Source organism: Paenisporosarcina indica (genome assembly GCF_001939075.1).
Lineage (GTDB): Bacteria > Bacillota > Bacilli > Bacillales_A > Planococcaceae > Paenisporosarcina > Paenisporosarcina indica.
The window spans coordinates 126579-151901 of record NZ_MPTA01000002.1; the positions used below are offsets into that span (position 1 = coordinate 126579).

At 40.2% G+C, this 25323-nt stretch carries 17 protein-coding genes; 4 read left to right on the forward strand and 13 right to left on the reverse strand.

The features are described from left to right. Window positions 1-130 precede the first annotated feature (130 nt). The 5 genes from GY23_RS06110 to GY23_RS06135 all read right to left on the reverse strand — a co-directional run bounded on the left by GY23_RS06110 (window position 131) and on the right by GY23_RS06135 (window position 14638). Entirely contained in the window at window positions 131-4477 is a 4347-nt protein-coding gene (locus GY23_RS06110) for a S8 family serine peptidase (protein WP_075618340.1), read from the reverse strand. 362 nt (window positions 4478-4839) lie between these two features. Beyond that, window positions 4840-9876 (reverse strand): S8 family serine peptidase, encoded by a 5037-nt coding sequence (locus GY23_RS06115; RefSeq protein WP_075618341.1) that lies wholly within the window; start codon window positions 9874-9876, stop codon window positions 4840-4842. Between the two features lie 484 nt (window positions 9877-10360). Beyond that, a complete protein-coding gene (locus GY23_RS06120; protein WP_075618342.1) occupies window positions 10361-11653 on the reverse strand; it encodes an efflux RND transporter periplasmic adaptor subunit in 1293 nt (430 codons plus the stop codon). After that, window positions 11646-12338 carry a hypothetical protein gene (locus GY23_RS06125; protein WP_075618343.1) on the reverse strand — a complete coding sequence of 231 codons (693 nt, stop codon included), beginning with the start codon at window positions 12336-12338 and terminating at the stop codon, window positions 11646-11648. Before GY23_RS06125 ends, GY23_RS06120 begins: the two co-directional genes overlap by 8 nt. A 1868-nt stretch (window positions 12339-14206) precedes the next feature. Continuing rightward, the gene (locus GY23_RS06135; protein WP_075618345.1) at window positions 14207-14638 is read right to left on the reverse strand and encodes a transcriptional regulator; all 432 of its coding nucleotides are present in this window, start codon (window positions 14636-14638) and stop codon (window positions 14207-14209) included. A gap of 658 nt (window positions 14639-15296) precedes the next feature. Here GY23_RS06135 and GY23_RS06140 point away from each other — a divergent pair. From GY23_RS06140 to GY23_RS06150, 3 genes are all read left to right on the forward strand, one after another. Continuing rightward, window positions 15297-15695, forward strand: coding sequence for a helix-turn-helix domain-containing protein (locus GY23_RS06140; protein WP_075618346.1), 399 nt, complete (start codon window positions 15297-15299; stop codon window positions 15693-15695). Window positions 15696-15775: 80 nt separating this feature from the next. Next, on the forward strand, window positions 15776-17326 hold the full coding sequence (locus tag GY23_RS06145) for an SWIM zinc finger family protein (RefSeq protein WP_075618347.1): 1551 nt from the start codon (window positions 15776-15778) through the stop codon (window positions 17324-17326). After that, window positions 17323-20058 (forward strand): DEAD/DEAH box helicase, encoded by a 2736-nt coding sequence (locus GY23_RS06150; protein WP_075618348.1) that lies wholly within the window; start codon window positions 17323-17325, stop codon window positions 20056-20058. Before GY23_RS06145 ends, GY23_RS06150 begins: the two co-directional genes overlap by 4 nt. A gap of 515 nt (window positions 20059-20573) precedes the next feature. On the opposite strand, the gene GY23_RS18435 is transcribed toward GY23_RS06150, so the two are convergent. Then, window positions 20574-20714 (reverse strand): hypothetical protein, encoded by a 141-nt coding sequence (locus GY23_RS18435; protein ID WP_169834554.1) that lies wholly within the window; start codon window positions 20712-20714, stop codon window positions 20574-20576. Between the two features lie 76 nt (window positions 20715-20790). Continuing rightward, entirely contained in the window at window positions 20791-21216 is a 426-nt protein-coding gene (locus GY23_RS06155) for a single-stranded DNA-binding protein (protein ID WP_075618349.1), read from the reverse strand. Between the two features lie 264 nt (window positions 21217-21480). On the opposite strand from GY23_RS06155, the gene GY23_RS06160 reads away from it, so the two are divergent. Beyond that, window positions 21481-21918: a YwpF family protein gene (locus GY23_RS06160; protein WP_075618350.1), complete on the forward strand. Its 438-nt coding sequence runs from the start codon at window positions 21481-21483 to the stop codon at window positions 21916-21918. A gap of 18 nt (window positions 21919-21936) precedes the next feature. Here the strand turns inward: GY23_RS06160 and GY23_RS06165 are convergent, their stop codons facing one another. The 6 genes from GY23_RS06165 to GY23_RS06190 all read right to left on the reverse strand — a co-directional run bounded on the left by GY23_RS06165 (window position 21937) and on the right by GY23_RS06190 (window position 25310). After that, window positions 21937-22284 carry a hypothetical protein gene (locus GY23_RS06165; RefSeq protein WP_075618351.1) on the reverse strand — a complete coding sequence of 116 codons (348 nt, stop codon included), beginning with the start codon at window positions 22282-22284 and terminating at the stop codon, window positions 21937-21939. Window positions 22285-22367: 83 nt separating this feature from the next. After that, complete coding sequence (locus tag GY23_RS06170; protein WP_075618352.1) at window positions 22368-22751, reverse strand: hypothetical protein; 384 nt, start codon at window positions 22749-22751, stop codon at window positions 22368-22370. 89 nt (window positions 22752-22840) lie between these two features. Continuing rightward, entirely contained in the window at window positions 22841-23284 is a 444-nt protein-coding gene (gene fabZ / locus GY23_RS06175; protein WP_075618932.1) for a 3-hydroxyacyl-ACP dehydratase FabZ, read from the reverse strand. A 221-nt stretch (window positions 23285-23505) separates the two neighbouring features. After that, a complete protein-coding gene (locus GY23_RS06180) occupies window positions 23506-23796 on the reverse strand; it encodes a DNA-directed RNA polymerase subunit beta (RefSeq protein ID WP_075618353.1) in 291 nt (96 codons plus the stop codon). A gap of 52 nt (window positions 23797-23848) precedes the next feature. After that, entirely contained in the window at window positions 23849-24844 is a 996-nt protein-coding gene (gene mreB, locus GY23_RS06185; RefSeq protein ID WP_075618933.1) for a rod shape-determining protein, read from the reverse strand. 193 nt (window positions 24845-25037) lie between these two features. Then, window positions 25038-25310 (reverse strand): sporulation transcriptional regulator SpoIIID, encoded by a 273-nt coding sequence (locus GY23_RS06190; protein WP_075618354.1) that lies wholly within the window; start codon window positions 25308-25310, stop codon window positions 25038-25040. Window positions 25311-25323 lie beyond the last annotated feature (13 nt).

The following is a 25323-nucleotide window of genomic DNA, read 5'->3' on the forward strand; positions in this document are numbered from 1 at the left end:
TTCAAAATGCAGTGTGGCGGGTATGTATCCCGCGGACGGGTGGAAATCCATTTGAACGGGTAGAAACCCCCTCCACTCATCCACATAAAAGGAGCCAGCGATAAACGCTGACTCCTTTTATTGTTTGATCTTATAGATCGCCTAATTTGTTTAGTGCACGGTATAACATTACTGCAGATTCAGCGCGTGTTGCATTGTCTTGTGGAGCGAAGACGTTGCCTGCACGGCCATTTACGATTCCTAGAGCAACCGCTTCTTTAACACCTTGTTGTGCGAATGCACTGATTTTCTTATTATCAGCGAAGACTTTAGACGTATCAAGATTTTTCAATAATGATGCATCTGCATATTTCACGGCACGGACAATGATTGTCGCGATTTCTTCACGTGTAATTTGAGCATCTGGGTTGAACTTACCGTTATCCAAGCCGTTGATGATGCCTGCACGAGCAGCCGCTTCAAGACCAGCGTATGCCCAATCTTTGCTTGCTGGTACATCTGAGAACTTACCTTCGTAAGCTTTCAATTCTAGATCAAGAGCACGAGCCACTAAAACTGAGAATTCTGCACGCGTTAATTTAGCATCTGGTGCAAATAATTCAGCTGTTTTACCTAAGATGATTTTCTTAGTTGCTAAAGCTTCGATTTCTTTCTTAGCCCAGTGAGTAGAAACATCACTGAATGTTACTGGTGGATTTACCACTGGTGGATTTACTACCGGTGGGTTCGGATCAGTAGTCGGTGGTGTAACAACGTCTGCTTTGTTTACTGAAACAGTTTGAGTTGCTTGGTGACCTACTAAGTCAACCACTTTTAGTTCGAATTCATTTTTACCGTCTTTTAATGGAAGAACAACATCTACTGTTTGGCTGAAACCTAACATTGCGTATGGCTCAGAGAGTTCTTTCGCAAATACTTCACTGCCGTTTAGGTATAAGCGTACCTCATCGAAATTGTCTCCAATTGTTACTTTGATTGTTGGGTCAACAGCGTTTTTACCTACTGTTGATGGTACTGATGATGCAACAACTGTTGGTAAAGTTGTATCAACAAATATTTTACGAGAGATAGCCATTTTGTTTCCATGCTCATCGATTGCTTCAACATTTACGTTTTTCACGCCGTCTTCAAGTGTTAACGTATGAGTGAAGTATCCTTCTGCTCCGAGTTTAACTACTTCACCGTTCACTTTAAGTGAAACGATATTTGAATCATCTTCTACAGTCCCGGATACTACTACTTCTGAAGTATCATACTGCCAGAAATAATCTTGAGGTGTTTCGAAGTAGATCACTGGATTTTTCGTTTCATATGGTTTTGGTGCTTTTGGAAGATCGAAATCTTGAACAGTTACGTTACCTGCGATATCCCATACTTTAACAGTGACTTGATCGCCACCAACTAAAGCTTTCTCAATTACATATGACTCAAGTGTTGCTGATTGTGTTACTTCTTTACCGTTTACTAATACTTCAACGCGATCGATTCCTACTCCGCCTTGATTGTCTTTAGCGTTCGCAATCGTTACTGTTTTTGTTTCAGCATTAAATGCTAGGTCAGCAGTTGGTGCTACTGTATCTAGGATTATTGGGAATTCAACTGATTGCCATTCTGCACCCTCAAAGTCGATTACCGCACGCAATTCAATCGAATATTGACCATCTGCAGCTAATTTACCATTGATTTTCCCATCCCAGCCGTTAGATTGGTTGTATGTGTAACCTGGGCTTGTTGCAGTGTCTGCGTAGTGCTTCGTTAAGTTTTTAGCAGTACGGATTGTGCGTACTTTTTTGCCATTTGCATCCAATACATTAACTTCGAAGTTTTTCGCGTTACGGACTAGAGAGTAAACTGGAATCGCTTTATCAACGTTGCCATCTGCATTTGGAGAGAAGGCAAATTTCGTTGGATCGAAATCTTCACCTAAAGAAGGACCAGAGATAAAGTCCCCATGCTCGTCTGCTAATGCTTGATAGCCCCAGTATGTTAAATCATCCCATAGGAATTCGTCAAAGATTGACGCGTCATCCCATGAACCATTGAATCCAAAGAAAGGTACTGTTAATGGTACATTTCCTGATGTTTCTTCAGTTGGATCTTTAAGAGTAACGAATCCGTCAATAAAGAATCCGTTCACGAATGTTTCGAAACCTTCCATACCAGCCAATTCAGATGCATCAACTGATACTTGAATTTCAACTTCACCGTTTGCAGGAATTGCGACAGTTGAAGGAGCATCTACATCTACAAGGTCAGTAACAACGGTAGAACCTGCGATGTTTGGTACAACTACATCATATCCAGACGTTGTCAATGCATAGTCTGTTTGAAGTTGAACGTCTACATTGTAGTTTTTCGCTTCATCCGAGTAGTTTTTCGCTTTCAATGTGAAGCTGAATTTTCCGTCCTTGATTTCTTTTAATGCTACTTTTGCTTCGCCAGTTGCTTTGTTTGTTACCAAAACATCTGTTTCCAAAGCGTTGGCAAGTTGCATAATACCAGCACCTTGACGACGTGGAGAAACGTATTCAGTTACATTATTTCCATCTTGATCAGGATATTCAGCCAATACAACAGGTTTCGATGTGTTCATCATTAAGTTTTTCGCGAATTGTACGCGAGCTGCACCAGTCAAGTTGAACTCTTCGTTAACACGTTCCATCACTAATGCCGTACCACCAGCTACGTGTGGTGCTGCCATTGATGTACCGCTCATCAAACCGTATTCATCGTTATTCAATGTCGAGAAGATATTTCCACCTGGAGCCGTGATTTCAGGTTTGAAATCCAAGTTCGGTGTAGGACCCCATGAAGTGAAGGATGACATTTTGCCTGCAGTCGGACTTGCCGTTTCAATGTATTGACCATCGAAACCTACAGTAACTTCTTTTCCTTCATTCAGTGCTGCTTTAAGTGCCAAACCATCTACTTGAAGTGCAGACATGAACGGAATCTTAATTTCAGAACTTGAAGCCATGCTGATTGTACCCGCAACATTGTTAAATACGATAACACCTGCTGCGCCTGCAGCTTGAGCATTCAGACCTTTATCCACGAAATTAATTCCATTACCACGAGAAACCAATGCAATTTTACCTGTCAAGTCTTTACCCGCAAAATCAGCAGCTGATCCAAAACCTGCAAATTCAATTGGGTATTCTTCTAGAGGTAAATCATTAGGTTCTGCATCGTTTGCAAGTAGGAACATTGCACGTCCAGTTGGAACTCCATCAACTTCATATGTGAAACTTGAAGCCGTAACATAACTGTTTTCGAATGAAGCTACACCGAATGAGTCTTCAGAAACAGATGGTGAACCCGTTAAACCATAATCTTGGTTATTAGCCATTGGATAGAATGCACCTGAGCCAAACATATCCGAGTTACCAGCAGAAATAGCTACTAGCAAACCGTTTTCTTGTGCACGAGTTACCGCCATTTGTTCAGGGTTCGAGTTATCTACATAACCTGCAGTTGAACCTAATGACATGTTAATAACGTCCGCACCAAGTTTAATCGCATCGTCCATCGCTTTAACGTAAATGTCCCCAAAAGTAGATGGGAATAATGGATCGTTTCCGAATACTTTAAGTGCCAAAAGTTGAGCTTCAGGAGCTACACCTTTAATACCACCTTTTTCCTCGTCCCCGTTTGCACCAACAGTACCTGAAACGTGCATACCATGCATTGAAGCTCCCGGACCGAGGTCACGGATTTCCTGGTTGCCATCCATGTAGTTGTAACCGTAAGGCACTTTTGCAGTGTAGTATTTACCTGGTTCGATTGAACCACTATCAATCAATGAACCTACTTCAGCAGAAGTTATATCACCTGAAGCGTTGTCTGTTAAAATAAAGTCACGGTGAGATGGGTCAATACCAGTATCGATAACCCCTACTACCATTCCCTCGCCTTTGAAGTTGAATTTTTCCCACGCAAGTTGAGCTTGTACTAACTCTTTTGAGTGCGTCATTTCTGGTTGTGCTACTGGTCGAGCATATTCAGTAGATTCAGAGATTGATTTTACACCTGCAATTTTCGCGATTGCCGGTACATCTTTTGCATCTACTTCAGCAGAGAACCCGTTGAATACAGTTGTGAAGTTTTCTTTAAATGAAATATTTTTTGATAACTTACTAATGTTTGCTTTAACGTTTACTTGATCTTTTTCGATTGCTGCTTCTAAACTATTACGTTGTGAAGTTGGAAGTTCTTTATATAGAACACCTTTTCGTGTAGCAGTTTCGATTGCAGGTGCTTTTTCAAGCTCAACAATGATACGAACTTTTTCACTTGGGTTCTCAGGGTTAACTAAACGGTCCGGGATTTTTACAGCAGGTTTCTCTAACTGTAAGATTGGCACCTGTTTCGCTAATTGTGCTGCAGCAGTTGGAGCTGGTGCACCGAAAGATGCTGTGCTAAGGGCTAATGATGCGGCGATTGCTAACATCATGCCTTTTCTAGTCTTGTTACTCATTCTTCTTTCCTCCCTTTATTTAACAGTTCACAATATATACTCCGAAATCTGAAATATATAACAATTTTAAATTTACCATATTATTAGACTGTTGCAAATATATTTTTAGATTTTCTAGTATTACATTTACATTTCAAAAATGACGAAAATTGTCGAATGAATGAATTAATAGATATATTCTCTTTGGAAACAATCAACCAAAACATAGTACTTTAGTGTAATTAGAGGAAGTTTGATACAAACTCAGCAATTCCAATAGAAGGGTAGTAGATGATATGTTGTGATAAATTAGGTAGTTTTAGTGGATACCATTAAACTAGAACACTAGAAAAGGAGTCAGCATATAGCTGACTCCTTGTTTGTTAAAATTCGCCTAGTTTGTCTAGGGCACGATATAACATGACTGCTGCCTCTGCACGTGTTGCACTTGCTTTTGGATCAAATTTGTTGCCACTACGACCGTTTACAATGCCTAAAGCTACTGCTTGTTTGACGCTAAGACTTGCAAATGTGCTGATGTTTGCATCGTCTTTAAATACTTTAGAAGTATCAAGGTCTTTCAATAATGATGCATCAGCATGGTTAACAGCACGGACAATGATTGCTGCTATTTCTTCACGAGTAATGTTGGCATCAGGATCGAATGAGCCGTCTAATTTACCGTTTATTATGCCTGCACGAGCTGCTGCTTCAATACCAGCATATGCCCAGTCTTTGCTTGCAGGTACATCAGAGAATTTACCTTCGTATGCTTTTAAGTCTAGTTCTAGTGCACGAGATACCAATACAGCGAATTGTGCACGTGTCAATTTAGCTTCTGGCGCGAATGAATCATTAGCCACTCCTAAGATGATTCTCTTAGTTGCTAATGCTTCAATTTCTTTTTTCGCCCAATGAGTTGTTACGTCACCGAATGTTACTGGTGTTGGTGCTGGTGTTGGGTCAGGTTTAGGATCTGTAATTGGTGGTTGTGGTGGAATGCTGCTTACCGTCACTAACACTTTTACTTTGTTATCGCCAACTGTTACGTCGATTGTAGTCGAACCAACACCTGTAGTTGTGATGACCCCTTTATCCACTTTTACGACTTTTGAGTCATAGCCACTGTAAACAGCCGTAGCTGAAACATCGGTATTTGTTGATGAATTTCCTTTTGTTATTGTTTCAGTGACAACAAGAGTTTCTTTATTACCATATATCATTTGTACATTTGCTTTATTAACAGAAAGAGTTTTAGTTTCTGTAATCGGAGCTTCCGTGACATTTACTACAACAATGACTGTATTGTCTCCAAAAGTAACATTAACTTTTGAAGTTCCTACAGTTTTAGCCGTAATTACCCCTTTTTCAACTGCTATAACTTCTTTATTCTCCACAACGTACGTTGCTTCTTGTGTTACATCTGTTATAACATCGTCTTTTCCTGCTTGTTTAAGTGTTTGTTTAACAGTAAGTTGATCTGTTTTACCCACATTTACGTTTACGTTAGTTGGGTTAACGGAAAGAATGATCTCATCTGCTTTTTTCACAGTGACTGGGACTGTCAACACTTCATTCTCAAAGTTAATTGTAATGTTGGTTGTACCTTCTCCTACTGCAGTAATTGTTCCTTTATCAATGGTTATGACTGATGTATTAAAACCACTGTAAGTTGCAAGTGCCGTAACATCTTTTTCCGTTTTCGAACCGTCATAAGCTGTGACCGTTTGTGTCACTACCAGGTGATCAGTTTCGCCGACTTTTAATGAAACACTTGACGGGTTAACTGATATCCCATTAACGTCTGCTTTCTCAACTTTTACTTGTACTGTTGACACTTCGCCAGCATATTCAATTGTAATTGTGGCAGTCCCTTCTGCTACGGCTGTCACAACTCCGTTTTCTACAGAGACAATTGAATCATCAAAAGTATAAGTTGCAACGTCTGTAACATCAGTTTCTGTTTTCGTACCATCATATTTTGTAACAGTTGAAGTAACTTCAAAGTTACCTGATTGTCCTACTTTTAACTGCAAGTTTGATGGACTAACAGAGATTGTTAATACATCTGCTTTGTTTACTTTCACGGTTACTTTTGCTTCGAAGTCAGCGTATTTAACTGTAATCTCCGTTACGCCTTCTCCAATAGCTGTTACAATCCCATCCTCAAATGAAATAATGTTTTCGTCATAGTTGCTAAATGTAGCTAAACTTGTAACGTCAGTTTTCGTTTTCGTGCCGTCACTTTCAGTAACCACATAGTTTACTGCAAGTTGTTCTTTTTCCCCTACTGTAAATTCAATGTTCGAATCTACGTCAAGACTCTCCACTCCATCACGAATGACACTGTACTCGGCAGTAGTCTTATTGCTTGCTGCATCAACAATATTTATCGTTAGAGTATTGGTTCCAAGTGGTACATTTGTAAATTTAATCTCGAAATTGCCATCTTGTTCTAGTAATACCGGACCTTCTTGTGTAACATTTCCGTTCTTATCTTTTAAAACGTAACTTGTGGTTAGTTTTGAGTTCACATTAAACCCTAAGCCATATTCACTTTCAAGAATCTGTTGATAGTCAATATATTTATCTAGCACTTTTGCGGTGAATGTGTAATCATTTCCATTCACTTCATGTGCTTCTGTTGTTTCTATCGTAGCAGGCGTGCTCTTAACGAATAATGGTCCAAGGTCGGCAAATGAAACCGGGTCCGCTCCCGTTTGCGGATTTGCTGCAGTCAAATCAACTGTATAAAGACCGTCGGGCAATGTCGCTTTTACAGATCCACCCCAAGGTGTATATGACCCGTTATTAAATGCAACTGTCTTGGCACCAGTTGTTGTTCTGGTTGCATTAACTAGATAGCCGATATATCCATCTTCGTATAAATGACCATCTGGGTTCAACATGTCCCAGAATTCAATGTATGTTGTATTGTGAGTGTTAAAAAATTCATAACGTACTGTAGTGTTTTTCTTCGTGCTTGTAGGAGCATACGACAGATCTAAGCTATCAATTGAGAATGCTTTGATCCCTGTTATCAGTGCAGGTGAAAAATCTGCCGCGAATGGAAGACTTAGGTTTGTTTTGCCGTTAGTAATATGGATATACCCAAGAATTTCATTTCCATTTGTATTTGTTCCTTGTGGAGCATTTAGTGTAACCTTCAGTGTTTTTTCATCAGTCAATGTAAATGAAGTTTGATCCACCGTTACATTAGCGGCTGCCAATGTACCGGTTGCTTTTTTCGTTACTTCAACTGAAACATTGTAATCGCTAGGATTACCCGTTAGATTTTTAACTAAAATATTTTTTGTAACTGATGCTGGTGCATCCTTTAGATTTCCAAGTTTTCCGAAAGTAACTGTGCCCTTTAAATTTTGTTCCGTCTTACCATTCGATACAGTCGTATCTACCGAGTAAGCTAATGCTTCCGTAAAAGCAGCTGCGACAGGTTGAACTCGACCTGGACCTTGTGCAAATACGTCAAACTTTGTTTTATCTAATATTTTTGCAGTGTTCGATAGTGCCACCTTAATATCAAATGGACTCCACTCAGGGTGTACATTTTTTAATAGAGCAACAATTCCTACGATGTGAGGAGTGGCCATACTTGTTCCTGTGTAACGATCATATGATTTTGAGTAGTCTGCTGAGGGATTGTCTTTCCCGTATGCAGCTACTGATGACATGATGTTCGTTCCTGGAGCAGTTACGTCTGGTTTGATATCAAAGAACGGATTCGCTGGACCACGTGAACTTGAATCGTTCATTGCATCACCTAATGTATTCTGTGAAACAAAGTTGCTAAACGTTACTTTTCCTCGGTTAATTGCTAACGCATCACGAACTTTCATTCCCTCAGTGTAAGACATATCGAAAGTGGGAATAAATCCAAATGCATCTCCTAAGAAAATATTTGTAGGTCCAGGAGTGCCTGTTCCAGCAGCAGAGTTGTGAATAATGACACCAACTGCACCTTTTTCTTTTGCATTGGCTACTTTATCTACAAATGCAATATCTCCACGTGCAATTAAGACTATTTTCCCCTTGACGTCAATTCCATCGAAGTCTACTAAATTACCAACTTTCGGTATCGAAACCAGATCGAATTCGCCTGTCAATTGATTTTTCGGATCTACACCAAATGTCCATGCCATCATATTCACATTAGTGTCAGATGAAAAACTACCAGCAGATATTTTTACATTTGCAGATTTATTTATTTCAGGATTTGTTGAATTCCCAACAGCAATTCCTAGTGCTGCAGTTGAAGGGTTTCCAATTGTTCCTCTGTTAGGTCCTGAGTTTCCTGTAGCAATAACTGCTACAGTACCTGATAACATTGCGTTGTTAATCGCTATAGCATCTGAAGCTGTTGAGCTATTTGTCGAACCACCTAATGAGAGGTTAATAACATCCATATCTTCTTGTACTGCTTTTTCAATTCCTGCAATAATCCAAGAGTTATTTCCACTTCCATATGCACCTAGTACACGGTACGCATGAAGTTCTACTTTTGGTGCAAGTCCCTTGATACCATAAGGGTTATTCCCTATAGCAGCAATTGTTCCAGATACATGTGTGCCATGAGATGTAAAGAATTCGTTGCCATTTGCATCCACGATTGGTTTGCTAGAAGGACGTTCTGATGGCATCGTTTCGTACGGATCATCTGCTGCACGATCTCTTGTATAGTTCGCAGTTGATGTTTGTGGTACAAAGTTGTGTCCGCCTTTATACACGCCTGCAAATTCGGGGTGTAGGTAATCAATTCCTGTATCGATTACACCCACTTTTATGCCTTGTCCTTCAAAACCTTGTTCCCAAAGAGTAGGAATTCCGAGATGAGGTGCGCTAGTATTCATCGCAGCTTCCGCAGTTCCTTCTTTAACAGGATTTCCAAGTGTGGTTACTTGTGTATCTGGTTCGACCAATACAACATCATCCAGTGTTGATAATGTTTTCAAATCTGATTGCTTTACAGTCATTGCAATTCCATTTAAGACTGTATTGTAAGAATAGCCTTCTTTAAATGTAATTTTTTTACTTCGTAAAATCTTTTTCGCATTGTCTTGTTGTGCTTTTATTTTTGACTTCACTTTGGTTATATCCGATTTTGTAAATGACTTACCTGCCAGTTTACTAATTCCTTCTTCCAATCCAACAGGTTTCTCTGAAAAGGTAACAATGACATCAATTTCGCTGTCTCCCGTTAAGTCTTGTAACATTGGGTGTAGAACTTCGTTTTGGCTAAGAAGTTTTGTTTGTTGATTTACCGTATTTTTTAATTCAGTAACACTTTCATTCGGCGTTACATTCGTGTCCTGCGCAGCAGATGCATATGGTGCGATCATGGATAAAATCAGCAACATAGTTAGAAAACTGCCGTACAATCTGTTTAACTTTTTCTGTTTCAAATCTTTTCCCCCTTTTTTCCTTGAACATTTGGACTTAGGTCTTTTTACCTTTCTCCAAAGTCATCTAACTATCAGACTTAGTTGAATAGTCCGATAAATTAGATATTACTAATGTATCATTTTACCAATAATTTGCAATAGTTTAATTGCATATTTTTTCATATACACAATCTAAAGTAGAACATTAGTAATTATAGGTTATGTTTTAAAAACGATTTGTATGAAATTCCAATATCTAGAAGGGAGATTGATAATGTTATTATTAATATTTAATTAGCTCTAAATAAGGCTCCTTTCCAAGTCGGAAAGAAGCCTTTATTTACTAGCTAGAATATAAGATGTCTGAGATAGAACTTCCATCCATCGTCTTTGACCGATTGCCATGTTGCTGTGTCCATTGACATTGGGAAGAAGATTGCTGGAGGGCTGTTCATAATATAAAAAAAGGCCCATTTCCGCAATGGAAATGAGCCCTTTTGTGAGTTTAGAAGATGAGATGACGAAGATAGAATTTCCATCCTGCGTCTTTAACTGATCGCCATGTTGGCGTTTCTAGCGGCATCGGGAAAAATACCGATGGTGCGTAGTTAAAGTCATTAATCAGCGGTTTGTTGACAACGATTGACTCAGCTTGTAGACCTTCACTGATGACGGATTGAGTTTTCCAGTCAAAAGCAATGGACACCGGTGTCTTTACTGCCTTGCCCTTTTCATTAATGACATGAGCAATGGCATTGTTTTCAAAGCGATCATAGAGCCATGCTGTTTTGATCGATACCGCTTCTTTTGCTTCATTTACAATGACCACTGCATTGGCATTATTTCCAAATGGTAGCGTGTTGATCGGTTGGTTAGGTTGAATGCGCATCTCATAGTAAGCAAGTGGATTCGTTTGTTCTTCAGGGTCTAATACTTTATACGCTGATAAGAAATCGGAATCATTTGCTGGCACTTGGGATATTTCTAAAATAACCCCATCGATTGCGGCATCCATGCCGTCTGCTTGGATTTTCACACGATCATTCGCTTGCATGTCTTGCCATTGCTCGCCTGTTGCGTACGTTACAATGATTTTTTCTGCGCTATAGATATCAATTGCAAGTGAACCGTTGTCATCGCGGATTTTTGAAATGACGCCTTCCACTGGACTAAGTACAGCAGCTGTTCCTTCTTGGGACAATTGGGCATCCACAACCATTAATTTTTGATTGATTTCAGACAGATTTTGTTCAGCCTCGGCGATTGCCTGAGCGAATGTACCGTCTTGGTATACATCTACCCCAACATCGACGTTAATTCCCAAATTCAATGTATTGTCATCAGGACCTTCTATCAAGTTATCTGATGAATTGTCTGTTGAACTGTTCGTGCTTTCTGCATTGGCACGCTCAGATTCCAACGTACTGATGGTTGAATTAACTTCGGTGATTTGGCGTTCTAGGGATTGTTTTTCAGTTTCCCAAACAGTGCGTTGTTCGTCAGCCGTTGACGTGTTGAGCTTCGCAAGTTCCTGGCCTACTGATACAACATCGCCTTCTTTGACTACCCAATCTTGAATTGTATCTTCATTTTTTAAGTAAACAGTCGACGTAGTAAGAGGTGCAACAAGGGATTCTTTCGGAAGTCCTTCCTCAAAATCACCTGTCGTCAGTCGTTCATATTCATCTACATAGACGGTCTTTGGAATGATGCTTTTGTCGCTGAAAAGTAAAACGGCATTGCCCCCGATAAAACAAGAGATGGCAATTGATAACCCAATGGCTGTCCATTTATTCATTAGAAGCACCTCCTTCTACAAAACTCACAAACCATTCTTCGAGTGGAAGTAGGCCGATAGCAGCTGTAATAAGGGACATCGCAATATGTATGGCAATGAGCATGCTGACAATGGTGCGTGGATTCATTTCTGTAAACGCTCTGATAAACCGAACTTGCAGTCCAATAATAAGGGCTGTAAAGATGGTTAACTGATTAAAGAACAGAATTAAAAATGGATTTTCAAACACGATTGTTGCTAATGGTCCAAATGAAAATAATGAGATCGGTGTTGTGGTACCACTCAACACGAAAATGAAGAACATCAAGCCTTTTTCAATCAATAAAATACCAACTACAAACAATTGCAGCACTGCTAGTTTTGAAAGTGTAATGCCAGTTATTTTGTTTAATAGAAACGCAATGCCAAAAAAGTGAAAAGCCATGTAGAGCACTGCCCAAATAACGATGCCAATGAGAGACATCAGACGTGCAATCGTATATGGATCTTTGCCGCCAAATGCATACAAAGTCGTAAGTTGCTCTGAGTTCATTCCCCAGATTTCTTGCAAAACAAACAGGAGTAGGCCGAAAAGACCAACCATCCAAACACGTTTCTTAAAGTCTCGCATTGTCGAAGAACCGAGATTTGTAATTAATTCTTGCTGATTCGCAAGACCACGCCAAAACCGAAAGTCAAAAATCATATCATCGCGTTCCCTTCCCATAACCAATTGCTTTAATTATCCTTAATTCTACCAAATTTCGACATCATATGTAACCTGCTAACCCTATGTATTCTATTAAAATGGGGAAATAGTTTTACTCCACGTCTGTAATCCTTGTATAAATGTGCATTTATAGTGAAGTCCCATTCCTGTTTACCCTACTGGACCAAAATAAAACACCCAAATTAGAAAATATTTACTCTTCCTTTATCGCGCATTTGCGTTCCCGCACGTTCCGCAAGAGCCAACAAGTATGAAATCAAGGAGTAGGTGGATTATGTCATATAAACAAAAAGCTGATCCAAACGCAAAAAAGTGCGAGTCCCACCGGTGGCTCACACTTTTTTGCGATGTTTCAGTTGCAAGACTTAGGCCCCCACCTAAATAGGCTGCTGGGAGAAAACATATCGAGCAGGTCGGCGTAGGAATGAGATGTGATCTCCCCCGCTTCGTTATGTATGCAATCCAACTTCCTCTATCATCCTGATCCCACAGTTTGATAGCTCTCCTATATTGTAAATCGAGTTGAACTATATGGGAACATTTGTCCCCAAGATAGCATTTTGACCCCTTATTTTAAAAGTAAAATTGAATTTCACTCCAACAGAACGGATCATAATCCAATTTTCCCATTTTCGAAAATCGTGAATAAATCTCTTACTCTATACCTACACTCTTACTATACCCTCTCAAAGAAAACTTTCTGCATATACTATACCATCCGGATTTCTATGAGAAGTGCTCACCTGGCACGACACCATGTCAGATTCTACCCGCAATAAGATTATGTTAAGCCGACCAGACGGTTTCATTCCCTTCTAATAGAAAACCAACCCAAAAGGATGTGAGATTATGAAAAACGATAAAATATTTGGACTTAATACAGTCGATATTCTATTCGGTGTCATTGGTTCAAGTATTTCTGTCATTGTTCTGTATCTGTTGACTTCAATCTAGGAGCGTGTTGTATGCTGAAGCCAAAATAAAGCCCTTCCCCGATTCAATCACAATCGGAGAAGGGTTTTTACATGTCTTGGTGAGGACCGAGCAACCGCTCAGTTGTAATAATCGAGGGTCACGTAGGAAAAAACGATGTTGACGTAGGAATTTTGTGCTGTCACGTAGGAAAAATTGCCATTCACGTAGGAATTACCCCCAATCCCCGAAAGATTTCCGATCCTTCCCTTACAGAAAAGGCTGCTGAGCGTAGCGAACAGCCCCATTCAAAGGTTTTCGTACACTTGATAACCCCTGTAAACGCTTGAATTGCCCCGCACGCACATGCTTAGCGGGTATTTTTGTAAGAGAAGTGAGTAATTTAGGACCGAGCAACCGCTCAGTTGTAATAATCGAGGGTCACGTAGGAATTTTGTGCCGTCACGTAGGAAAAATAGCCATTCACGTAGGAATTACCCCCAATCCCCGAAAGATTTCCGATCCTTCCCTTACAGAAAAGGCTGCCGAGCGTAGCGAACAGCCCCATTCAATGGTTTTCGTACACTCGAAAACCCTGAGAACGCCTGAATTGCCCCGCACGCACATGCTTAGCGGTTTTTTTGTAAGAGAAGTGAGTACTTTAGGACCGAGCAACCGCTCAGTTGTAATAATCGAGGGTCACGTAGGAAAAAACGATGTTGACGTAGGAATTTTGTGCCGTCACGTAGGAAAAATAGCCATTCACGTAGGAATTACCCTAAAATGGGGAAAGCAGGCGAGCCAACTGCCACGGTTTTTAAGGCTGTGAATCCAATATTCTAAAAAAAAATCCACACAAAAACACCTACCAAAAAATCTTATAAGGTAGGTGTTTTCAAAATGGCTCCATTTCCATGATATCCTCCAAAGGTTTAGTGTAGTAAACGTTTAAATAGATCCTCATTACGTGTTTGTAGTGCGTAATCGATCATGCGGCTAAGGTTTGCCTCTTCCAGCAAAGTAATGAATTCGCTAGCTTCTTCTATGATTTCGCTCGTAGGTTCGCGTTCTTCTTCACCATGTTGTAAAATGGTTTGCAAATGCATATGAATATCAGACACTAGCAATAATTGATAGAGTGGCAAACGGATAAAACGATTGCCTTTTTGGAAGACAAAAACTTCGGATAAGTTTTCGACTTGGTACGTATGCATATTGACAATGATTTCTTTTCCTTCAATCGGAATGAAGTGGAAAAGATCTTCATCTTTGAGTATAGAAAAATACTGATAGGCAAATACCAATTTCATTTTTTGGCCTTCTCGTTTCGAATAAAATGGTTTCATCAATTGAACTTGTAACATTGTAATTCCCCTCCTTGCTTATCAAAATATTCTGATTACTATAGTGTATCACAACAAGGTCTTTTTCGTGCAGGATATTTTCAAAAAACTGCCTTTAAAAGGCAGTTTGGCAATGTTTATTTCTTCGGTTTTCGATATGTATAAAAAGCGATGGATTGTTCGTGGTATTGAATCAAAAATCCTCGCAATATGCGGTAAATGATTGATGCCATGTCTTGTCCAATTCGATCCTTGCAAATAAACGAACATTTATTATTGAAGAAATCAATCCTGATATCTTCAATTTCAAAGCATTCAAATGTCATTCGTTTAATTGTGGCAACCCCTTGATCATTGGAAGCAATAATAGCGGATTTTCTTTCTCCATTTGGTGTAACGTAGAGCAGGAATTCTTGACCATAATGATTATTTCTTGCACTTTGTTTTAGTCCAGGTAATACGACTTCATACGATGGGCATACAAATCAACCTTTCTATGCATAGTCATAAAATATGGTGTTTGTTCCAATATGTGTCATTATCTGATTGAATTCTACTAAATTTTCAGATTTATTCAAGAAAAATATATCATTTTTGAAATGCCGTTTTAAAAATGCGGTAATTCCAAACAAAGGAGCTGTATTTGTCTAGACTACCTGCATCTAAGGTGGTGTTGATTTTGCAGTTACATGAATTAATCACAGATTCTCGAAAACTGGCTAAATTTACTCAAAAAGAGGCGGCAAAACTACTTAATATTTCACCGAGTACATTGTCCCGTTATGAAACAAATCCCGAAAGCATCTCTCTTCCAGTCTTTCGTGCCATGTGTTCCCTCTATCAAATCCCAAGAGAGATTAGTAATGAAGTCATTTATCATTCTTCCACAGTCTCTCGAAAAAAAATATTGCGTGTCAATGACCCTTCCTACAAATATGGGGGAGAACACATCGATCCGGTCTATCATGCATATAAATCAGACCCTACTTTTTTCAAGTTATTTCAAGAGTTCACGAGTAAACCCTCTCCTGATAAAGAGAAGTTTAAAGAATTTTTACATGCCTACCTACATTTATAATCAAATTCTTTCCTTTTGTTTACGGTTTCCACGAAAAAGCCGTATAATGAAAGGAAAGTTTTTTTTTGGAGATGTGATCATTGAGCCATTCATTATTTAATATAGCAGTGCGTTATCAATCCCAGATTCAACAATGGATGGAAACGATTTCTGAAGACTTGCACCCTTCGCAACAAGATGACGAAGACCTTGTTCGTCGAGCTTCTTTCTCCGTTCGCAACGGGGCTGTACGTATACTTTCATATGATCCGTATGAACATGAATTAGAAGCAAAAGTACAAGATGTAACTCCGGTTATGGTCACCGTTTCTTTGGTGGAGGAGCAAGTGACGTGTTCTTGCCCAGATAAGAGTTTATGTCGGCACAGTTTAGCCGTTATTTTTAGTTTATATATGCAAAAGTTTTCATTATCTGAGTGGCTTCAAGAATGGCGTTTGAAAAAGTCCGAACAACTTTCGTTGCTGGCTAACAAGCGAACTCCCCGTTCTTGGGATGCGATTGTTCAATCGACATTTAACGCGGTTTCAGGCGAATGGTCTTGGAAAGAACGATATTATATCGACAATTCCATTAATCAGATGAAACAAAAATTAAAGAAATTCATGCCGTTTGAACGTGAGTGGCAGCCGCTTTATGTCGTTTACACCCGTACGGTCCTTATCCGTCTATTGTTTGAAGTAAGCAGTGACATGGATCCGAATTTGTTTCGCGCAACGATTCAAACCGATATTGAGGATATGCAACACCAATTGATGATTCTTTCTAGTAAACCTCGACTATTTGCAGCGGACCCTTTTTATGATGCTCTTGTATCGCAGGTACGTCATATTGTGTATGAGCTGGAAGTGATGCCCGATCTTCGTTTCAATTTATTCCATGCATTTTGGGTGATTTTGTTTACGGAAAAAGGACGTCGCGAAAGTGAATTTGCGTATTTGGAAGAACAAAAAAGTTTCGATAACGAACTATTTCGCGCGTTATTTTGCGTGTTGTTAAAGCAGCCTGAAGAGTTACGTGCGATTACGGATAAAATCCAAGCCACCGATATGCCGGAATGGATGCACCTTGCAAAACTTGCGAAGGAACAAGATGATTTGCTTTCATTAACCATCATCTTGCATGCGATGCGCCCCCATATTTTTGAATATGTGAATACGTATTTATCGGCATGGAACCGCTCGGTGTTTGTTTCAAAATTATATGAGCTCTATAAATCAATCGACATGCCGGATGATGAACGTGAACAACTGTTTTGGCAGTTTGGTTCATTCGGTGTGCGTGCGTACTCTGATTTTTTAATTGATCAACAACGATTTTCCGATTGGGTCGCTCTTCACCACCGTTTTGGGTCGACACTTGATTATGCAGAATCTTGTGGCATGAAGACGGTGATTCAAGAAGCACCCGAAACGGTGTTGCCACTTTATCATGTCTTAGCTCTGAAAGAAGTGCGTGAACGCAGTCGTCATAACTATAAACAAGCGGTGCGGATTTGGAAGAAAATGAAATTGGCTGCCAAAAAAGGCGGCAAAACCGACTATTGGAATTCCTATGTTAACGAGATCCAAGCGAAATACCGCCGCTTACGTGCACTTCAAGAAGAGATACTGAAAGGAAACTTGCCTTTATGACTTCCCATGTATCGCCTTTTATGAAAAATTTAATCCTTTCTTTCGAACCACTGGCTGAGGATGGACTTACCACGGTGCATGCCTATAACGAAGAGGGCATGCGTTTATTTACCGAACAATGGATTTCTTTTCTTGCATTTCAACATGAGACTTCTTTTTATGGGTTGCACCTCGAAGAAGAAGTTCGTTTTTCGGCACTTGAATTGGTCGAATTATTTTCTCCTTCCATCAAACATCCCTATGTTCATGTAAGCGGAAATTCTCAGCAAGATGAGTCAACGATTGCGACGATTCAGCAAGCTTCGAATCTTTGGAGCTCGCCTACGTTGTGGAACGATATCACGTTTGACGAAGGTTCTCTCCTTCTTTCTTCTGATGAAGTATCGGCTGACGCGAAAAGTATGCTGACTTTAGCTATTCAACAGAAGTTGTATGGTGCTGGTTTAACATTGGCGGATATTCCAACACTCTTGCCCTTCTTCAAACAAGGTGGTTGGCCGCTACGACCTCAGGTGGGTTCAGCTGATGTTCAAGTTGCACTGCGCTTAAGCGAACCTGAGTCCTTGTCTGATGAATGGACGCTTGAAACGGTTATCCGTGGCAAAAGAAGTTCCGTTCACTGGACACCACCATTTCGCAAGAAACAAGCGATCATTGCGGATGCTCTGCCTGATAAGTGGAAAGTTCATGCTTCTTTTGTGCATGAGACCCAATCCAACATGATTGATTTAATGGATATTGAAGCGGATCCTCAAAAGTTTTTATCGGTTACTTTCAGCGATTTGGATGTTCGTCATTTCTTACGAGACGACGCTGCCCGCTTGCAAGCACTTGGTTTTGAAGTGATTTTGCCTTCTTGGTTAAAAGCCGTGAAGGAATCCAAACTTCGTGTCAAATCGAATGCCAATACGACGTCATACAAAACGACTGCTGGGTTAAATGAAATATTGACGTTTGATTGGAATTTCTCATTGAACGGGCATGCGATCACGGAAGATGAATTCAAGCAAATGGTCGATGAAAATCGCGAATACATTCGTGCAGGTAATGAGTGGTTCCGAATTGATTCACACTGGATGCATGAAATTCGTCAATTAATGGACCAGACAGAATCAGAAAATTGGACAGTTAAAGAACTGTTATTCCGCGAATTGCCGGATGCCCTTGTTCAAAATGACGATGACGATGACGAAAATGACGATCCATTATTCCAATTTGAATTGAATCAGTCGTTGCAAAAATATTTGGAGCAATTGCAAGATAAAAAAGAATTGCCGAGCACTTTGTTATCCCCTCATTTATTAGCCGAATTACGCCCGTATCAACAACAAGGTTTTGATTGGCTTGTGTTTATGCGTGAGCAAGGATTTGGCGTCTGTTTAGCGGATGATATGGGTCTTGGGAAAACAGTGCAGTTGATTGCCTATTTATTGCATGTGCATCGGACCAATATTTCGGATAAGCCTTCCTTTATTATTTGCCCGACATCGGTTTTAGGAAACTGGCAGAAAGAGTTGGCACGTTTCGCTCCTGATTTAGACGTTCATGTGCATTATGGGCAGTCGCGTTCGAAAGATGAATCGCTTGCTGCCGAACTGACTCAGATGAAACCAGATGTGGTGTTAACGACGTTTGGTACAGCTTCTCAAGATGCGGAATCGCTGAGTGAAATCGAGTGGGCAAGTGTGACGCTTGATGAAGCTCAAAACATTAAAAATATGCACACGAAACAAAGCCGTGCGATTCGCAAATTACGAGGAGAACATCATTTAGCACTGACAGGAACGCCGGTTGAAAACCGCTTGTCGGAGCTGTGGGCAATCTTTGATTTCATTTATAAAGGGTATTTAGGCAGTTTCCGTAAGTTCCAGGAAAACTATATTGCACCGATTGAACGCGATGATTCAGATAGCATTAAGCAAAAATTACGTACGAAAATCAGCCCGTTTTTATTGCGCCGGACCAAACAAGATCCGGACTTACTATTGAATTTACCGGATAAGCAAGAGCAACGTGAGTATTGCCCATTAACGACTGAGCAAGCGGCTCTCTATGAAAGCTTGATTCAAGAGACACTATTTAAGCTCGAAACGTTAACGGGCTTTGAGAAAAAAGGCCTTATCTTAAAAATGTTAAGCAAGCTGAAGCAATTGTGTAATCACCCAGCCCTTTATCTGAAAGAGGGGTTTGGTGAAGCGGAGTATATGATGGAGCGTTCTGAAAAATTAGCTCGCATTGTGACACTCGCAGCCGAAATCGCCGCTCGCGGTGAACAGTGTCTCATTTTCACGCAGTATATTGGCATGGGTAACCTGTTGCAGCACTGTTTGAGCGAGTTACACGACATCGATCCGCCGTTCCTGACAGGCAGTATGCCAAAAGCTCAGCGTGACCGATTAGTTGAATCATTCCAGGAAAAAGAATTCCCAATCTTTATCTTATCCTTGAAAGCTGGCGGAACGGGACTGAATTTAACCGCTGCAAACCACGTATTGCATGCCGATCGCTGGTGGAATCCAGCAGTTGAAAATCAAGCAACCGACCGTGCCTACCGCATCGGGCAAACCCTGTTTGTCCATGTGCATAAGTTTGTGACGATTGGCACCATCGAAGAAAAAATCGACAAACTGCTTGCCGATAAACAAGCATTGTCCGAAGATCTAATTCAATCCAGTACGTGGATTACCGAGCTTGCAGACGATGATTTGAAAGATTTGCTAACACTAGGGTAAAGATTCAATGGGTGCCTGTCGGACTGACCGACAGGCACTTTTTTTGTTGGAATTGGCTGTTTTGAAGGGATATCTGGATAAGGTATTGCGATATCTGTACAAGCCTTTGTGATATCTGGACTAATCATTGATTTATTTGGACAAGCAATCATTTGCTGATAAATGTTCCCCAACAATCTCGTTTTCTGTTATTCGTTTAATAGGATTAGCTATTTTGAGGGATATCTGGATAAGGGATTGCGATATCTGGACTAATCATTGATTTATCTGGACAAGCAATCATTTTGGCCCCAATTCGTGGTTGCGTCCGTTCCGTGGTGTTGGTTCTGTAAAGCGAGAGTCTGCCACTCGCTCGCAAGGTGATTCTCTGAGATACAGAGAGAGCCACAATTGCCTCTTAAATTGTGGCTCAAATCACTCTAGCTATGAAAAATACTTACCAGATTCGTTATGTATAACAAGACCGGCCGTGCTTCACGCGGCCGGTTTTCCTCTCTTGTCATTCAGGGTGTTGCTTAGTTCCCCACTACTTTTAAGCAGGGTTCTTGGTGTTTGTGCTCGAGCACTTGTATTCTCTCGTTTAAGTTGGCAATCATTCGAATGAGTTGTTCGATATGTAGTTCCATTCGAATGAGATGTTCAGGTGATGCATTCATGTTGGGTGAATTCCTTTCTTTTTGAGTTGAGAAATGTTGTGTTGGCCTACGGTGCGGTCAGCCGAGGCGTTTGGTGTTACACAACTGGTAATTCTTTGTGCTCTTCCTTTGTGAAGATAAAGTCACTCTTGGCTTGGGCTTCTTTATTTACATAAGGTCGTTCAGAAGATTCTTCTGTATTCGTTTTTGGTTTCGTTTGTAAAAACTGGACTGCTTCGACGATCACTTCTGTTACGAAGATGCGGTTTCCATCTTCTTTTTGATAGGATCTAGAATGGATGTGTCCGTTGATTCCAACGAGTGAGCCTTTGCCACAATACTTGGTTGTGTGTTCTGCGAGTTTCCCCCATACGGTACATAAGATGAAATCGGCTTCATCCGCCTTTGCACTTTTGTAGGCACGCTGTACAGCGAGGACAAAATTTGCTTGCACTCTTCCTTCTGACAATCTCCTTAATACCGGATCCTTTGTCATGCGTCCAATCAACCCGACTTGATTCATTTATTCACCTCCTTCCCGCTTATTGAATTCATTGTACAAAGAGAAATAAATTGTAGGCAAAGGACCAAAAATTTAGTTTGCCTGGTTTCATCGAGGGAATAATTCATTTTTGTGGGATACAAAGATCTTTAAAAGTCATCCCATCCTTTGTTGCTGTAAGTCAGAACTCACTATGCTACAATTCGATTTTGGCTACTTTTTAAAGTTATTTTGATATGTGGTATACTAGATTTAAGTAAACTTGACGGAAAGGCTGTGATCAGATTGAAAACATTTAAGATGATGTCCATGACAGTTATTCAAGAGGACCAAAATATTTCCATCCCCCTCATAGATGGCATCATTATTAATCAAGAAAACAGCCATCGTTCGTGGATTATTGAAATGTATGTCGATAAAAAGGATAGTACGTTTTTCGAGAAATTTGAGGGAACTGGCGAAGTGATGGAAGTGAAAATCGTCATTTCGTATCCTGAAAATGAACCGGCGAGTTTTGAAGTAGCTGTATACTCGGTGAAAAAAATCGGGGATTATGTTTCAGTGTTATTTAAAGGAACATTAAAACGTATACGTCGTAAATATGCGGAGCAGTTGCTAGCTGAACTAATCACAGAAGGCTTATCAGGTGAAGCCCTGGTCACTCGTTTCGAAAAAGATATGCGTAATCGTCCTCAACTAAAAAAAGACTCGGCTAATGTTTAGCCAAGTCTTTTTTGTTTTCTATTTGTTCTTATTCATATCGTCTTTTAGAATTTCTTCTTCATTGACGGTTGTTCCGTTTGTAGTAGTACCATTTGTACCGTTGTTATAAGTACCATTTGTACCGTTTTCAATGCCTTGATCATTAGTTCCACGATTTACGTCTGGTTGTAGATTTCTATCATCATCCGTTAAATCGTCTTCCAATCTTTGACCAGCATCTTCTACATCATTTCCCAAATTGTTTCCTTCGTCACGGACATCCTCCATCGGTGTTTCATTTGCTGGGGGCACATCATTATCATTATTATTACAACCCACCAATAACAACGCACTTGCAGCTAAGACAAACGACGCTTTTTTCCACATAAAAAGTCCCTCCTTTCATGTCGAGATCATCACACTAAATGTGATTCTCAGTATATTGCCCAAGAAAGGAGAGAACTATCCGATTATGTAATAACTTTTTGTTTCAATATTGATTCAACGTATGATGCTTCTGCTTTACACGCATAATCGTAATGAGTGTTCAGTTGTTCCTGCATGATTTCAATTTTTGCAATTTGGTCTTCAGACGGTGGCTCATTCAATATTTTGTCAATCACCTGATTTATTTTTTTAGCAATTTCTTCATGAAAATCAGGATGTAGCATGGATTCTTGCGACACTTTGTCTTTCCATGATGCGGATTTTATATATTTGCCCCACTCTTGACTGAAATCTTCCATGCTGAATCGATCTTCGGCCCACTCTATGGAAGCCATATATTTTTCAAAAACGATGGAAATGGAGCGAGTAATGCTACTTTTGACTCCAGATGGTAATTGTTTATACATGAAGAATAGTACCTCCTACTTAGCTGAACCCTCTATCCTATTATTCCCATAGACGGTCAGCATTAAACAAAGTGGGTAATAGTTGACCATTAATTAGTTTTTTCAACGATTGGACCGAGTGCAAAAAGGATATCGGTTTCGCATGCAATTTCCCCGTCTACTGTAGCGATTGCATGTCCTTTGCCCATGGCACCTCGAATTTTAGTGAATTCCACTTCTAAGCGAAGTTGATCACCTGGTACTACTTGACGTTTGAAACGACAGTTATCAACGCCAGTTAAGAAAGCAAGACGGCCTTTGTTTTCTTCTTTATTTAATAATGCCACACCGCCCACTTGAGCAAGTGCTTCGATGATTAAGACGCCAGGCATAACTGGATAACCAGGAAAATGACCATTGAAAAAGTCTTCATTGATGGAGACATTTTTTAAGCCAACCGCACGTTTTCCGTCTTCAATTTCCGTAATTCGGTCAACGAGTAAAAATGGGTAGCGATGTGGTAAGATCTCTTGTATTTGTTGAGCTGATAATATCACGTGAATTCCCTCCATTTGTGAAAAGCATTCTTCCAGCAGTTGAAAGTAGCTAGAAATTATTGAGCATGATCTATAAATAAGGCTATGTTAAATCCGTTGATATTCCGCAAAACAGCTCCGCTTTCCGCGGGCGTCTCTACTGTTTTGCTCCATATCTATAAATAAATAGAAATTAACGATGAAATTAAACCAATCTATAAATAAAGGAAAGAGCCGGGTTACGACTCTTTACCGTTTAGTATATCCAAAATGTGTTGCCACGTTTTCCATTTCAGTGCATCTGCGGGTTCACCGTCTCCGATGTAGCCAAAACCAATCACCAATCCTGCTGCAATGGCACCTACTAAAAGAGCTGTTACGAGAATGATTCGAAGCCAGATTGGGAATAGACGGATTTGAACCCACCAAGTTTTCTTTTGAGATTTGGCTTCTGCTTTTTCAGCCTTGTGCTGTTTCCGCTTCGTTGGGGTTGGTTTATTCACTTGTTCGTCTTTCACTTCATTCGGCATTCTTAGTTCTCCTTATCGTCTATCAATTGTGCATGAATTTGTGTTGGTACGTTTACATTCGAGACGAAGCTTTTCCAATGTTATTTAGCATGATACCGGTACCAATAGCTACACAATCCATTGGGTTATCTGCAATCAATACAGGTACTTTCAGTTCTTCAGCAAGCAATAAATCGATGCCGTGCATGAGTGCGCCACCACCTGTTAAAATCACGCCGCGGTCGATAATGTCTGCAGACAGTTCTGGTGGTGTTTTTTCTAATACGTTTTTTGCTGCTTGAATAATCATGGAAACTGATTCACGTAAACATTTTTCAATTTCTTCCGATTCGATTGCAATCGTGCGTGGTAATCCAGTTACCATATCGCGTCCACGAATGTCCATCTGTTCGTTGCGTCCACCAGCGAACACCGTACCGATCGTAATTTTAATATCTTCTGCTGTACGTTCACCAATTAATAATTTATATTCACGTTTTATGTACTGTAAAATGTCATGATCAAAGACATCGCCTGCTACTTTGATGGATTCAGATGTCACGATGTCACCCATTGACAGGACTGCTACATCCGTTGTTCCGCCACCAATATCAACAACCATGTTACCGCTTGGTTGGAAAATATCCATCCCCGCACCAATCGCTGCCACTTTTGGCTCTTCTTCTAAATACACTTTCTTGCCACCTGATTTTTCAGCTGCTTCACGAATTGCTTTTTGCTCCACGCTTGTAATGTTCGTTGGGCAACAAATTAATATGCGTGGTTTTGATAAAAAACCTTTAACATCTAATTTATTGATAAAATGTCGCAACATTTTTTCAGTTACATCAAAGTCTGCGATTACACCGTCTTTAAGTGGACGAATGGCTACGATATGCCCTGGAGTACGCCCAACCATTTTGCGCGCTTCTTCCCCTACTGCTAACACGTTTTTTGTTTTACGATCCAATGCTACGACTGAAGGCTCATTTAATACAATGCCTTTTCCTTTTACATGTATTAAAACATTCGCCGTACCAAGGTCGATTCCGATATCTTTTGCAAACAACAACCTTGTTTCTCCTTCCTGCAATTCCCTTTATAATGTACCTTCATAATCTTTCACTCTACTAACTGATAATTTTATCATAGAGAACAAATTATTTCATCTTTTTTTGTTACTTTTATCCTGTCAGATTGACGTCATTTACTCGGGGCAGGTTCCATATTCCTAGCGAAAAAACACCATGACGATGATTCCGTCATGGTGCTTCTTCGGTTAGCTCTTCTTTTTGTTTCCACATTTGTTTCGTTGCTTCCCCACCCCGAATATGTCGGATCGACTTATGGTAGGCAAGAATTACTCCAACTTCTTTGTACAGTGCTTCGTTTACTAGTTTTAAACGTTCTGTTAAATCTTTGTGCACCGTGCTCTTCGAGTAGCCCGATTTCTTTGCAACCGCGCGTACCGTCAAACCCGTTTCCTGCACTAATTCACCAAGCTCAAGGCAACGTTTCCGGATCTGTTCGTGCAAGACCGCATCCTTC